Below are 12,947 nucleotides of genomic sequence, written 5' to 3' on the forward strand. Positions count from 1 at the left end.
TGGCGACTGGCCTCTTCGCGAGCAGGCTCGCTCCCACATTTGAAATGCATTGCCTCTGCGGGAGCGACCCTGCTCGCGAAGGCCGCGCCGCCGATTTCAAACGCTGGGCGGGCCCGGATAACCGCAATGCGCCCAGGACTCCGGGCGCGTGTACCACGCCATCATCACCATCTGCTGCAGCGAGCTATGGCCCATGCGCAACAGGCTCAATGAGCTGTTTTCCCAGCGCTCGAGAAAATGCCGCATGCCCGCGGGGCTGGCGTTTTCCCAACTGCCCCAGATGCCGGTGAGCGGCCCGCGGGTGACGGCCATGCCCAGCACGTCGAACAGTTGTCGGGTGAGCTTGAGCATTTCCGGTGACAGGTGATCGAGGCTGTAGTCCAGCGACTTGAGCGTGCCATCGACTGCAGTCGGCAGCTTCTCGGCCGCGACGGCGCCGTCGAGCATCACCGGAATCAGCGCGCGCAGAAACAGCAGATCGCCGTCGCGCAGTGAGACAAAACCGTTGGCGGCGATGCTCGACGAGCAGCCACTGAGGCTGGCGCCGAGGCCGGCGGTGGCGAGGAATGCGGTGGCGCCGAGGCTGAATTTCAGCAGGCCGCGGCGCGACAGCGCGGGTGTTTCAGTCAGGCTTGGGTGCATTGTTGTTATTACCCGGCGGTGACCAGCGTTTAGCGAATGAACAGTTTCTGAATCAGCTTCTGCACGGTTTTGCCGTAGGGCGGGTAGATCAGCCTGGCGGCGTTGAAACGCTGTTTGATCAGCACGCCTTTGGCTTTGCTGAATGTCAGGAAACCTTCATGGCCGTGGTAATGACCCATGCCGGAGGCGCCGATGCCGCCAAACGGCATGTCGTCCTGTGCGACATGCAGCAAAGTGTCGTTGAAGCATACGCCGCCGGAATGGGTTTCGTGCAGCACGCGGTTCTGTTCGCGTTTGTCGTAGCCAAAGTAGTAAAGAGCCAGAGGACGTGGGCGCTGATTGATGTAAGCAAATGCCTGCTGCAAATCCCGATACGGCACGATTGGCAGCAGTGGGCCGAAGATTTCGTCCTGCATCACCGTCATTTCATCGCTGACATTCAGCAGCACGCTGTGCGGCATGCGCCGGCCCTGACCCTGTTCGAACAGCGGAATCAACAGCGCGCCCTTGCTGGTGGCATCGCTGACGTAGCCGTTTAGGCGGGCCAGCTGACGGTCGTTGATGATCGCCGTGTAGTCAGGATTGTCGGCGAGCGTCGGGTAAAAACCTTGCACGGCCTGACGATAGGCTTCAACGAACGCACCGACACGATCTTCCGGCACCAGCACATAATCGGGGGCAACGCAGGTCTGGCCGGCGTTCAGGGTCTTGCCGAAGGCGATGCGCTCGGCGGCGTCCTTGAGCGGCACGTCCTGCGAGACGATGGCCGGGGATTTTCCGCCCAGTTCGAGGGTTACCGGAGTGAGGTTTTCCGCTGCGGCGCGCATCACATGTTTACCTATGCTGGTGGCGCCGGTGAACAACAAATGATCGAAGCGCAGGCGGGAAAATGCCACGCCGATATCGGCCTCGCCGAGGACTACGCAGACCAGATCTTCGGGGAAGATGCGCGCCAGCAGTTCCTTGAGCAGCAGCCCGGTGGCCGGGGTCGATTCGCTGAGTTTGAGCATCACCCGATTGCCCGCCGCCAGCGCGCCGACCAACGGGCCGACGGCCAGATACAACGGGTAATTCCACGGCACGATCACGCCAACCACGCCCAGCGGCTGATAAACCACTTTTGCCGAAGCCGGCTGGAAGGCCATGCCGACCTTGCGCCGTGAGGCTTTCATCCAGCCTTTGAGATGGCGGCTGGCGTAATGGATGCCGTGCAGGCTCGGCATCAGTTCGGCGAGCAGGGTTTCATCGGCGCTGCGATGGCTGAAATCCGAACTGATGGCGGCAATCAATGCCTGCCGTTCGCTGCTCAGCAGATCCGCCAGTGCCTTGAGCCATTGCTGGCGTTGCGCAGCGGGCGGCATTGGATTGGCGGCGTAGGCGGCACGTTGCGCCTCGAACAACCGATCAAGCTCGGCCAGCGCGGGCTGCAACGTTTGCAGGTAGGCAATATCGGCAGTCATGCTCTGCTCCGGATTTTATTGTAGTGACGAACTTTTTAGAGTCTATGCTCTAGAAAGTCAAATGACTTCCTTGCACGGCGGTGTTTTATCCATTTCCGGTTAGGTCGTAAGATGCCCCTACACGCACTCTGAATTAAAGCTCAAGCCATGGCCCCACGAATAAAAACCAGCGAGCGTATCGTGCTCAACAGCCTCGAACTGTTCAATCAACAGGGCGAGCGCAGTATCAGCACCAACCACATTGCCGCCCACATGGAGATTTCTCCGGGCAATCTGTACTACCACTTCCCCAACAAGCAGGCGATCATCGCCGTACTGTTCAGTGAGTACGAAAGCCTGGTCGACAGCTTCCTGCGCCCGCCGCAGGGCCGCGCGGCGACGGTCGAGGATAAGCGTTTCTATCTCAAGGAACTGCTCTCGGCGATGTGGCGTTACCGCTTTTTGCACCGCGACCTTGAGCATCTGCTCGACAGCGATCCGGAACTGGCCGCACGTTACCGGCGCTTTTCCCAGCGCTGCGTGATCCAAGGTGCAGCGATCTACGAAGGTTTCGTCGCCGCCGGCATTCTCGACATGGACCGCGTGCAGATCGAATCTCTGACCCTCAACGCCTGGATCATTCTGACTTCGTGGGTACGGTTTCTCTGCACCACTCGGGAAAATTCCAACCACCTCAGTGAACAAGCCATCAAGCGTGGCGTGTACCAGGTGCTGGTGCTGGAGGCCGGGTTTGTCACCGAGCAGGCGCGCGACGAGGTCAATGCGCTGTTCGAGGAGTTCTACGTGCCGCTGGCCCAGGCCCTCGAAGACGTCAAATAAGCCTTTTTTGCTAACCAGGAGCCCGTTATGCCGATTGCGCAACTGATCAGCCCCGTCGCACTGGACGCCCGCAAGGCGCAGCCGGGGCTGGTGATCCTCGATTGCCGTTTCGCCCTCGAAGACCCGGACTACGGTCAGCGCAGCTACGCCGAAGGGCATATCGCCGTGGCGAGCTTCGCCGATCTCGAACGGGACCTGAGCGGCAAAGTCATCAAGGGCGTGAGCGGCCGTCATCCGCTGCCCGAGCCGGCGGCGCTGATCGAGCGTCTGCAGGATTGGGGCATCAGCAATGACAGCGACGTGGTTCTTTACGACGACGGCCCGGGTGCCTACGCGGCACGGGCGTGGTGGTTGCTGGCGTGGCTGGGCAAGCGCGACGGCGTGTTCATTCTCGACGGCGGGCTCAAGGCCTGGCATGCGGCCGGGCTGCCGCTGAGTCTGGATCCGCCGACCAGCGCTCGTGGCAATTTCAGCGGCGAGCCGGACATGAGTCTGTTGCTCAGCGCCGAGCAATTGCAGCAGCGTCTGGGGCAGCCGTCATTGACCTTGATCGATGCTCGCGCACTGCCGCGTTTCAAAGGCGAAGTGGAACCGATCGATCCGGTCGCCGGGCACATTCCCGGTGCGCAGTGCGCGGCATTCACCGACAACCTCGGCAGCGACGGGCGCTTTCTGCCGGCCGCTCAGCTCAAGCAGCGTTTCGCCGCCAAACTGGGCGATCGCTCGCCGTCGGAGTTGGTGGCCTACTGCGGCTCGGGGGTGACGGCGTGTCATAACCTGTTCGCCCTGTGCCTGGCCGGTTATCCGCTGGGTGCGCTGTATGCCGGGTCGTGGAGCGAGTGGATCAACGAGTCATCGCGAGGCATTGCCACGGGCGAATAAACAACGCGTACCCCTGTAGGAGTGAGCCTGCTCGCGATGGCGCCCTGTCAGTCACTTCATCTTTAACTGACACACCGCCATCGCGAGCAGGCTCACTCCTACAGGAGCTGTGTGCGCAACCACTGCGGAATACGCCGCTCCAGGTAATAACCCGGCTTGCGAATCGAGCCATCGACAAACCCGACATGCCCGCCGCGTGGCTGCAACTCGAAGTGCGTGCAGGCCGACAGCTCATCGGCCTGCGGCAGGCTGTGCGAGAATACGAACGGATCATCCGCCGCCTGAATGATCAGCGTGGGCGTGCGAATCTCACCGAGGAAATAGCGACTCGAGGCGCGGCGATAGTAATCCTCGGCGTCGTTGAAACCATGCAATGGCGCGGTGATGCGGCCATCGAAATCCCAGAACGTGCGCATGTTTTCCAGCGAGCCGAGCGCCGCCAGTTTCGCCAGGCCATCCTCACGACCGTCATGCTGAAACTGCCGCTGCTTGTTCTTGATGTAAGCGACCATCTCACGCATGAAGTGCGCCTGATAAACCTTGGAGAAACCCTGGCCGATACGGTCGGCGCACTGATCGAGGCGAAACGGCACCGACACCGCCACCGCACCCTGCAGGCCACTGGCGCTACCGGTCTCGCCCAGATGCTTGAGCAGAACGTTGCCACCGAGTGAATAGCCGACCGCAAACAACGGCGCCAGCGGGCGTTTCGCATGCAGGTGTCGGATGGTCTCGGCCAGATCTTCGCTGGCGCCGGAATGGTAGCTGCGCGGCAGCAGGTTCGGTTCGCCCGAGCAGCCACGCCAGTTCAGCGCAACGCTGGCCCAACCCTGATCAGCCAAGGCCTTTTGAATACCCGCCACATAAGGCGAGTTGGAAGAGCCGGTCAGCCCGTGCAACACCAGCACCAATGGCGCTTCGGCGCTGTGCGGACCATGCCAGTCGAGATCGAGAAAATCGCCGTCCTCCAGCCACAGACGCTCGCGCTCGCGCTCGATGTGCACGGTTTTGCGCCACAGCGGCCCCCACAAAGTCTGTAAGTGCGGATTGCCGAGCCCGAAGGCGGGAGTGAAGCGCTCTGAAGAAGGGGGCACGATGATTCTCGATGTGCGTAGGGCAGGGGAGCAGGCTCCCTTGCCACAGGTTGTCGCTCGCTGCAGGTCAGGCGTCGATGTGCGTCGAACGCTGCCACAGCGCGTAGTAGACCCGCCCGGACTTTTGTTCGCGATGCAGGCGCCAGTTGCCCGGCAGGCCGAGGGTCGACGGCGCGGTTTCGCTTTCAGTGTAGATCCACGAATCGGCCGCCAGCCACTGCCGCTCTTCCAGCAGCGTGCACACCGCCGGCAGCAGGTTCTGGTTGAACGGCGGGTCGAGGAATACCAGATCGAACGGCGTAGCGGTCTGGGTTTCCAGATAGCGCAAGGCGTCGGCGGTCTGCACCTGGCCGTTGGTGCAGCGCAGAGTGCCGAGGTGTTCCTTAAGGCTGGACACGGCGATGTTGCTCGCGTCCAGTGCCTGGCCCATCGCCGCGCCACGGGACAGCGCTTCGAGAAACAGCGCGCCGCTGCCGGCGAACGGGTCGAGCACCTTGGCCCCTTCAACGTACGGCGCCAGCCAGTTGAACAGGGTTTCGCGCACACGGTCCGGCGTCGGGCGCAGGCCCGGCGCGTCGGGGAAGCTCAGCTTGCGGCTGCGCCATTGGCCGCCAATGATGCGTAACTGGTTCACACCGTTGTGGACGTTGTGTGCAGGTTTCTTAGGGGAACGAGTCGCCATTAATGCTCCGGAACCCCGAGCGGTTGCTCGGCAGGTTTATCAGATGGGGCCGGTAACGGCTTTTGCGGCACGGTCGGGCCAGCGGTGACGATGACCAGTTTGTCTGTGCTCAGGTGTTTGTTCAGTGCGTCGCGCACTTGTTCGACGGTCAGGCTCTGCGACTGACGCATGAAGTCGTCGAGATAGCTCAGCGGCAGATTATAGAAGCCCATCGCCCCGAGCTGGCCGACGATATCGGCATTGCTCGCAGTGGACAGCGGGAAACTGCCGGCCAGTTCGCGTTTGGCGTCGTCGAGCTCTTTCTGCGTCGGCCCGGTTTTCAGGTAATCGGCGAGTACGTCCTGCACCAGTTTCAAGGTGCCTTCGCTCATTTCCGCGCGGGTCTGCAGGTTGATCATGAACGGGCCGCGCGCCTGCATCGGGCTGAATGCCGAGTACACGCCGTAGGTCAGGCCACGTTTCTCGCGCACTTCACTCATCAGACGCGTGCCGAAGCCGCCGCCACCGAGGATCTGGTTGCCCATCGACAGCGCGGCGTAATCCGGGTCGTCACGGTCGATGCCCAGTTGCGCGAGCATCAGGTTGGTCTGTTTCGACGGAAACTCGATGTGATTGACGCTGGCTTTCGGCTCCTGTGGTGCTGCGATTTTCGCCAGCGCCGGGCCTTTTGGCAGTGCGCCGGACACTTGATTGGCAATCGCCTCGGCTTCGGCGCGCGACAAGTCACCGACCAGCGCAATCACCGCGTTACCGGCGGCGTAAGCCTTGGCGTGGAAATCACGCAGCTGCGCCAGGGTGATCTTCGGCACGCTTTGCGCGTTGCCGTCGCTTGAATGCGCGTACGGGTGATCGCCGTACAAGCGTTTCATCAGCTCGAGGCTGGCGAGTTTGCCGGGGTTCTGTTTCTGGTATTCGAAACCGGCCAGCATCTGGTTCTTGATGCGCGCGAAGGAGTCGGCGGGGAAGGTCGGTTTGCCAACCACTTCGGCAAACAGCTTCAGCGCCGGTTCACGTTTGTCGGCCGCGCTGAGGCTGCGCAACGAAGCGAGCGCCATGTCCTTGAACGCGCCGTTGCCGAAATCCGCGCCGAGGCCTTCAAAACCCTGCGCGATGGCGCCGACGTCTTTGCCAGCGATGCCTTCGTTGAGCATCGCGTTGGTCAACACCGCCAGCCCCGCTGCGTTGCCGTCCTGACTGCTGCCGGCGGCGAAGATCAGACGCATGTCGAACATCGGCAACTCGTGGGCTTCGACGAACAGCACCTTGGCGCCTTCGGCGGTGCTCCAGGTCTGTACGTCAAGCTTGCGGCTGGCCGGTGCCTTGCCGTCGAGTTCGGCCAGCGATTGCAGTTTCTGCGTGGACTTGGCGTTATCCAGCGCTTCGCTGGCATGGCTGTCAGCGCTTGGCGACAGATAGAACGCCGCCGAGCCGATCAGCGCCACGCCGATCAGGCCGAACAGCAGGCGTGGGGATGTGCGCTTACTCATGGGTCGCCTCCAGTGGCAGGACGTGGGCGACGCTGAGACGTTCGCGGGTAAAGTATTTTTTCGCAGCGTTCTGGATGTCTTGCGGGGTCACGCTCTCCAGATCGGCCAACTCGGTGTCCATCAGCTTCCACGACAGACCGACCGTTTCCAGTTGGCCGATGGCGGTGGCCTGACTGGTGATCGAATCACGTTCGAAGACCAGACCGGCAATCACCTGCGCACGCACGCGCTCCAGCTCTGCGGCCGACGGCGCGGTGGTTTTCAGTTGCTCCAACAGCTTCCACAACCCGGCTTCAGCCTGAGCGATGGTTTTTTTCTTCTGCGTGTTCGGGGTGGCCGAGAGGGTGAACAGGCTGTCGCCGCGGGTATAGGCGTCATAATCCGACGAGCCGCCGGACACCAGTTCTTCCCCACGCTCGAGCTGTGTCGGAATACGACCGCTGTAACCACCATCGAGCAGCGCCGAGATCAGGCGCAAGGCATTGACCGAGCGCTTGTCGTCAGCGGTGGCGATGCTGGGTACGTTGAAGCCGAGCATCAGGCTTGGCAGCTGGGTTTGCACGCGCAGGGTGATCTGGCGCTCGCCCGGCTCAGCCAGTTCCAGCGGTTTTTTCGCCGGTGGCACGTCGCGCTTGGCGATCGGACCGAAATAACGCTGGGCGAGGGTTTTGACTTCGTCCGGGGTGACGTCGCCGACCACCACCAGCGTGGCATTGTTCGGCACGTACCAGGATTGATACCAGTGGCGTAGGTCTTCGACCTTCATGCGATCAAGGTCAGCCATCCAGCCGATGGTCGGCGTGTGATAGCCGCTCGCCGGATAGGCCATCGCCTTGTAGCGCTCGTAGGCCTTGGACATCGGCTTGTCGTCGGTGCGCAGACGCCGCTCTTCCTTGATGACTTCGATTTCCTTGGCGAACTCATCGGCCGGCAGGCGCAGGTTGGCCATGCGATCGGCTTCCAGTTCAAAGGCTACGCCCAGACGGTCGCGTGCCAGTACCTGGTAATACGCGGTGAAGTCGTCACTGGTGAAGGCGTTCTCTTCGGCGCCCAGATCCCGCAGGATCAGCGAGGCTTCGCCGGGGCCGACTTTCTCGCTGCCCTTGAACATCATGTGCTCAAGGGCGTGAGACAGACCGGTCTGGCCCGGGGTTTCGTAGCTGGAGCCGACCTTGTACCAGACCTGCGAGACCACCACCGGCGCGCGATGGTCTTCGCGCACGACCACTTTAAGGCCGTTGTCGAGGGTGAATTCGTGGGTCGGTTGCGGGTCGGCCGCCAGGGCCGAAAGGGGCAGGCAGACTGTGCAAAGCAGCAGGCCTGCAGCGCGGCGGGCTAGAGCATTCATTCGTTTTTTAACCTGTTGGGCTGCCTGCCTGGTCTTAGCCTAGGCGGGCGAGGAGGTGCTAGGATACTGATCCGTTTTACCGGCGACCACGCCTATCAGGCTTCAACGTTTGATAAGGCTGTATAGGTTTGCGGCGCAAAGCTGTGTTTTTCCCACTAAACTCCGCGTTTTCGCCGATCTTTGCCGGTTTAGAGCATCGTTAAAACGATCCTTGAGGTGCCTGTAGCGCCTCGACAAAATGTTGCGCGTGAACAAGCTGGGTGAAACACAGTCTGTTCTGCATCGAATATTTATTTGCCGGGGCGCCCTTATGGCGCGTCGCTACCGTGAGATAGCCGTCCTCCATGTTTGGTTCCAACGACGACAAGAAGACCCCAGCTGCGGCTGGCGAGAAGAAAAGCCTGTTCGGATGGCTGCGGAAAAAACCGCAGGAACCCGTCGTCGAACAGCCGCCCGCGATTCCTGAGCCTGCCCCAGCGCCAGTTATAGAAGAAGAGCCGGCGCCGATTGTGTTGCCGATCGCCGAACCGGTGCTGCAACCGGAGGCTGAAGCCGAACCTGAAGCGCCGGCCGCTGCCGAACTGCCACTGACGCCAGCCGCCGAACCGTGGCTGACCTTGCCGGTGGCGGAAGAACCGGTGGCCTTCGTTGAAGAGGCCGCGCCGCATGTGACGCCGGTAATCCCCGCGCCGGCTGCAGAGGTCGCCGAGGAGCCTGTAGCGCAACCGGTTGTTGAACACGCGCCGGTCATTTCCGAACCCGTCGCCCCGGTTGTTCCTCCGTCCGAGCCTGCACCTGCACCTGCACCGGTTGCCGCGGCGCCAGTTGTCGCTCCGATCCTGCCGGTAGAAACACCGGTAGAAACCCCCGTCGAAGCCCCGCGCACTGAAGAAGCCAAAGCCGGCTTCTTCGCCCGCCTCAAGCAAGGCCTGTCGAAGACCAGCGCCAGCATCGGCGAGGGCATGGCCAGCCTGTTCCTCGGCCGCAAAACCATCGATGACGATTTGCTCGACGACCTCGAAACCCGTCTGCTTACCGCCGACGTCGGTGTCGAAGCCACCACGCAGATCATCCAGCGCCTGACCCAGAAGGTCGCGCGCAAAGAGCTGGCCGACGCCGATGCGCTGTACAAGTCGCTGCAGGCCGAACTGGCAGCCATGCTCAAACCGGTCGAACAGCCGCTGAGAATCGCCTCGCAGAACAAGCCGTTCGTGATTCTGGTGGTCGGCGTCAACGGCGCCGGCAAAACCACCACCATAGGCAAGCTGGCGAAGAAGCTGCAACTGGAAGGCAAGAAAGTCATGCTGGCCGCCGGTGATACGTTCCGTGCCGCAGCAGTCGAGCAATTGCAGGTCTGGGGCGAGCGCAACAAGATTCCGGTCATCGCCCAGCACACCGGTGCCGATTCGGCTTCGGTGATCTTCGACGCCGTGCAGGCCGCCAAGGCCCGTGGCATCGATGTGTTGATCGCTGACACCGCCGGTCGTCTGCACACCAAAGACAACCTGATGGAAGAGCTGAAAAAAGTGCGCCGGGTCATCGGCAAGCTCGACGCTGACGCGCCGCACGAAGTGCTGCTGGTGCTCGATGCCGGCACCGGGCAGAACGCGATCAATCAGGCCAAGCAGTTCAACCAGACCGTTGAACTGACCGGCCTGGCCCTGACCAAGCTCGACGGCACCGCCAAGGGTGGGGTGATCTTCGCCCTGGCCAAGCAGTTCGGTCTGCCGATTCGCTACATCGGCGTCGGTGAAGGCATCGACGACTTGCGTACTTTTGAAGCAGAACCCTTTGTCCAGGCATTGTTTGCCGAGCGGGAGCGTTCATGATTCGTTTCGAACAGGTCGGTAAACGCTACCCGAACGGTCACGTCGGCTTGCATGAGCTGAGCTTTCGAGTGCGTCGTGGCGAGTTCTTGTTTGTCACTGGCCACTCCGGTGCCGGTAAATCCACCCTGTTGCGCCTGTTGCTGGCGATGGAGCGGCCGACCAGCGGCAAGCTGCTGCTCGCCGGGCAGGACCTGAGCACCATCAGCAATGCGCAGATTCCGTTTCTGCGCCGGCAGATCGGCGTGGTGTTCCAGAATCACCAATTGCTGTTTGATCGCACCGTATTCAACAACGTCGCCTTGCCGTTGCAGATTCTCGGCCTGTCCAAGGTTGAAATCGCCAAGCGCGTCGATTCGGCGCTGGAGCGCGTGGCGCTGTCGGATAAATCCGATCTTTACCCCGGCGACCTGTCCACCGGTCAGCAACAGCGCGTCGGCATCGCCCGCGCCATCGTCCATCGCCCGGCCTTGCTGCTGGCGGACGAGCCGACCGGTAACCTCGACCCGCGTCTGGCGGCGGAAATCATGGGTGTGTTCGAAGACATCAACCGTTTGGGCACCAGCGTGCTGATCGCCAGTCACGACCTGGCACTGATCGCGCGCATGCGTCACCGCATGCTCACACTGCAACGCGGTCGTTTGATTGGCGACGGGGAGGCCGGGGTATGAGTGCGACACGCAGCCCGAAGGTTTCCGAACGCGTGGCGCCGAAAGCCGCCGATCCGCAGCCGCCGAAAAAGAAAAAACACGACGATGATGACGGCCCGGACTTCGCCACACTGTTCCGTGCCTGGATTGAAAGTCACCGCGCCAGCCTGCTCGACAGTCTGCGCCGTCTTGGTAAACAGCCGATCGGCAGCTTCTTCACCTGCATGGTGATGGCCGTTGCGTTGAGTTTGCCAATGGGCCTGTCGCTGCTGCTGAACAATGTCGAACGTCTCGGCGGTTCGTGGCAGCGCGCGGCGCAGATCTCACTGTACCTGCAACTCGACGCGACGCCGGAGCAGGGCGAATCGTTGCGCGAGCAGATCAAAGGCATGCCGGGCGTAGCTGATGCTGAATATGTCGGCCGCGATCAGGCGCTCGAGGAGTTCCAGCAGCAGTCCGGCCTCGGCGAAGCCCTGCGTGAGCTGCCCGAGAACCCTTTGCCCGGTGTGGTGCTGGTGACACCGAACGAAGTCGACAAGCCGACACTCGAAGCATTAAGACAAAAACTTTCCGAGCTGCCCAAGGTACAACAGGCGCAACTTGATCTAGTCTGGGTCGAACGTCTGGCCGCCATCCTCAAGCTGGGCGATCGGTTTGTCTTCGGTCTGACGGTGCTGCTGGTTTCTGCATTACTTTTGGTGATAGGCAATACCATTCGTCTTCATATTGAAAACCGCCGCACCGAGATAGAAGTGATTAAACTCGTCGGCGGCACTGACAGTTATGTAAGGCGTCCCTTCCTTTATATGGGCGCGTTGTATGGCTTCGGTGCAGGGCTGTTGTCCTGGGGTGTATTGGCGTTCGGCCTGAACTGGCTGAACGATGCGGTGGTTGGACTGGCCGGCTTGTACGGCAGTGATTTCGCCCTGGCCGGTGTGCCAGCGGCCGACGGTCTGTCGCTCTTGCTTGGCGCGGTGCTGTTGGGTTATATCGGTGCATGGATTGCAGTCGCACGTCATCTCAGGGAGCTGGCGCCGAAGTAGAATCTTTTTTGCGCGTGATTGACCTTGCGGTTTTTATGGGAACTTGTACCTGAGTTCCCGGTCAATTTTTCGCAGTGCCGAGAGGCACGAGTATGTAAGTGGGAGGTTTTTTCGCATGACCAATTCTTTGCAACCTGCGTACGCGTTGGTTCCGGGTGCGAACCTGGAAGCCTATGTGCACACCGTGAACAGCATTCCATTGCTGACGCCGGAGCAGGAGCGTGAACTGGCCGAGAGTCTCTACTATGAGCAGGATCTGGGGGCGGCTCGGCAGATGGTGCTCGCCCACCTGCGTTTTGTCGTACACATTGCCCGTAGCTATTCCGGCTACGGTCTGGCTCAGGCTGACCTGATCCAGGAAGGTAACGTCGGCCTGATGAAGGCCGTGAAACGCTTCAACCCGGAAATGGGTGTGCGTCTGGTGTCGTTCGCCGTGCACTGGATCAAGGCGGAAATTCACGAGTTCATCCTGCGCAACTGGCGCATTGTGAAAGTCGCGACCACCAAGGCCCAGCGCAAGCTGTTCTTCAACCTGCGCAGCCAGAAGAAGCGTCTGGCGTGGCTGAACAACGAGGAAGTCCACCGTGTGGCGGAAAGCCTCGGCGTCGAGCCGCGAGAAGTACGCGAGATGGAGAGTCGCCTGACCGGCCATGACATGGCCTTCGACCCGGCCGCCGAAGCGGACGACGACAGTGCTTTCCAGTCGCCAGCGAACTATCTGGAAGACCACCGGTACGACCCGGCGCGTCAGCTGGAAGACGCTGACTGGAGCGACAACTCCAACAGCAACCTGCACGAAGCGCTGGAAGTGCTGGACGAACGCAGCCGTGACATCCTCTACCAGCGCTGGCTGGCCGAGGAGAAAGCCACGCTGCACGACCTGGCGCAGAAGTACAACGTGTCGGCCGAGCGGATTCGTCAGCTTGAAAAAAGCGCGATGAACAAGCTCAAATTGTCGATCGCCGCGTAACTGGCGCCCCGGCAAACAAAAACGCCCCGATCAGTGATGATCGG

Annotated in this window: 12 protein-coding genes; 6 read left to right on the plus strand and 6 right to left on the minus strand. The window is 61.4% G+C overall.

What is annotated here, in order from left to right:
* Window positions 1–96 precede the first annotated feature (96 nt).
* Together J3P93_RS01935 and J3P93_RS01940 are read right to left on the minus strand one after the other, a co-directional pair.
* Entirely contained in the window at window positions 97–642 is a 546-nt protein-coding gene (locus tag J3P93_RS01935; protein WP_434594643.1) for a twin-arginine translocation pathway signal protein, read from the minus strand.
* 29 nt (window positions 643–671) lie between these two features.
* A complete protein-coding gene (locus J3P93_RS01940) occupies window positions 672–2,102 on the minus strand; it encodes a coniferyl aldehyde dehydrogenase (RefSeq protein WP_434594646.1) in 1,431 nt (476 codons plus the stop codon).
* Between the two features lie 147 nt (window positions 2,103–2,249).
* On the opposite strand from J3P93_RS01940, the gene J3P93_RS01945 reads away from it, so the two are divergent.
* A complete protein-coding gene (locus J3P93_RS01945) occupies window positions 2,250–2,921 on the plus strand; it encodes a TetR/AcrR family transcriptional regulator (protein WP_007913599.1) in 672 nt (223 codons plus the stop codon).
* A 27-nt stretch (window positions 2,922–2,948) separates the two neighbouring features.
* Entirely contained in the window at window positions 2,949–3,803 is an 855-nt protein-coding gene (locus J3P93_RS01950) for a sulfurtransferase (protein WP_434594649.1), read from the plus strand.
* A gap of 98 nt (window positions 3,804–3,901) precedes the next feature.
* On the opposite strand, the gene J3P93_RS01955 is transcribed toward J3P93_RS01950, so the two are convergent.
* The 4 genes from J3P93_RS01955 to J3P93_RS01970 form a co-directional block, all read right to left on the minus strand.
* Window positions 3,902–4,897 (minus strand): hydrolase, encoded by a 996-nt coding sequence (locus J3P93_RS01955; RefSeq protein WP_434594652.1) that lies wholly within the window; start codon window positions 4,895–4,897, stop codon window positions 3,902–3,904.
* 67 nt (window positions 4,898–4,964) lie between these two features.
* Window positions 4,965–5,579 carry a 16S rRNA (guanine(966)-N(2))-methyltransferase RsmD gene (rsmD, locus tag J3P93_RS01960; RefSeq protein ID WP_090287180.1) on the minus strand — a complete coding sequence of 205 codons (615 nt, stop codon included), beginning with the start codon at window positions 5,577–5,579 and terminating at the stop codon, window positions 4,965–4,967.
* Window positions 5,579–7,066, minus strand: coding sequence for a M16 family metallopeptidase (locus J3P93_RS01965; RefSeq protein WP_434594655.1), 1,488 nt, complete (start codon window positions 7,064–7,066; stop codon window positions 5,579–5,581). The genes rsmD and J3P93_RS01965 overlap by 1 nt, the downstream gene beginning before the upstream one ends.
* The gene (locus J3P93_RS01970) at window positions 7,059–8,414 is read right to left on the minus strand and encodes a M16 family metallopeptidase (protein ID WP_434594658.1); all 1,356 of its coding nucleotides are present in this window, start codon (window positions 8,412–8,414) and stop codon (window positions 7,059–7,061) included. Before J3P93_RS01970 ends, J3P93_RS01965 begins: the two co-directional genes overlap by 8 nt.
* A gap of 344 nt (window positions 8,415–8,758) precedes the next feature.
* On the opposite strand from J3P93_RS01970, the gene ftsY reads away from it, so the two are divergent.
* The 4 genes from ftsY (at window position 8,759) to rpoH (ending at window position 12,903) form a co-directional block, all read left to right on the plus strand.
* A complete protein-coding gene (gene ftsY / locus J3P93_RS01975; protein WP_434594661.1) occupies window positions 8,759–10,243 on the plus strand; it encodes a signal recognition particle-docking protein FtsY in 1,485 nt (494 codons plus the stop codon).
* Window positions 10,240–10,911, plus strand: a complete 672-nt coding sequence (gene ftsE / locus J3P93_RS01980; protein ID WP_016772715.1) for a cell division ATP-binding protein FtsE — start codon at window positions 10,240–10,242, stop codon at window positions 10,909–10,911. The genes ftsY and ftsE overlap by 4 nt, the downstream gene beginning before the upstream one ends.
* Window positions 10,908–11,933 carry a permease-like cell division protein FtsX gene (ftsX, locus tag J3P93_RS01985; RefSeq protein WP_434594666.1) on the plus strand — a complete coding sequence of 342 codons (1,026 nt, stop codon included), beginning with the start codon at window positions 10,908–10,910 and terminating at the stop codon, window positions 11,931–11,933. The genes ftsE and ftsX overlap by 4 nt, the downstream gene beginning before the upstream one ends.
* Window positions 11,934–12,048: 115 nt before the next feature.
* Window positions 12,049–12,903 (plus strand): RNA polymerase sigma factor RpoH, encoded by an 855-nt coding sequence (gene rpoH, locus J3P93_RS01990; protein WP_007913617.1) that lies wholly within the window; start codon window positions 12,049–12,051, stop codon window positions 12,901–12,903.
* Window positions 12,904–12,947 lie beyond the last annotated feature (44 nt).

It is taken from the genome of Pseudomonas sp. R3-57, assembly GCF_051132065.1.
In the GTDB taxonomy this organism is placed as follows: Bacteria; Pseudomonadota; Gammaproteobacteria; order Pseudomonadales; family Pseudomonadaceae; genus Aquipseudomonas.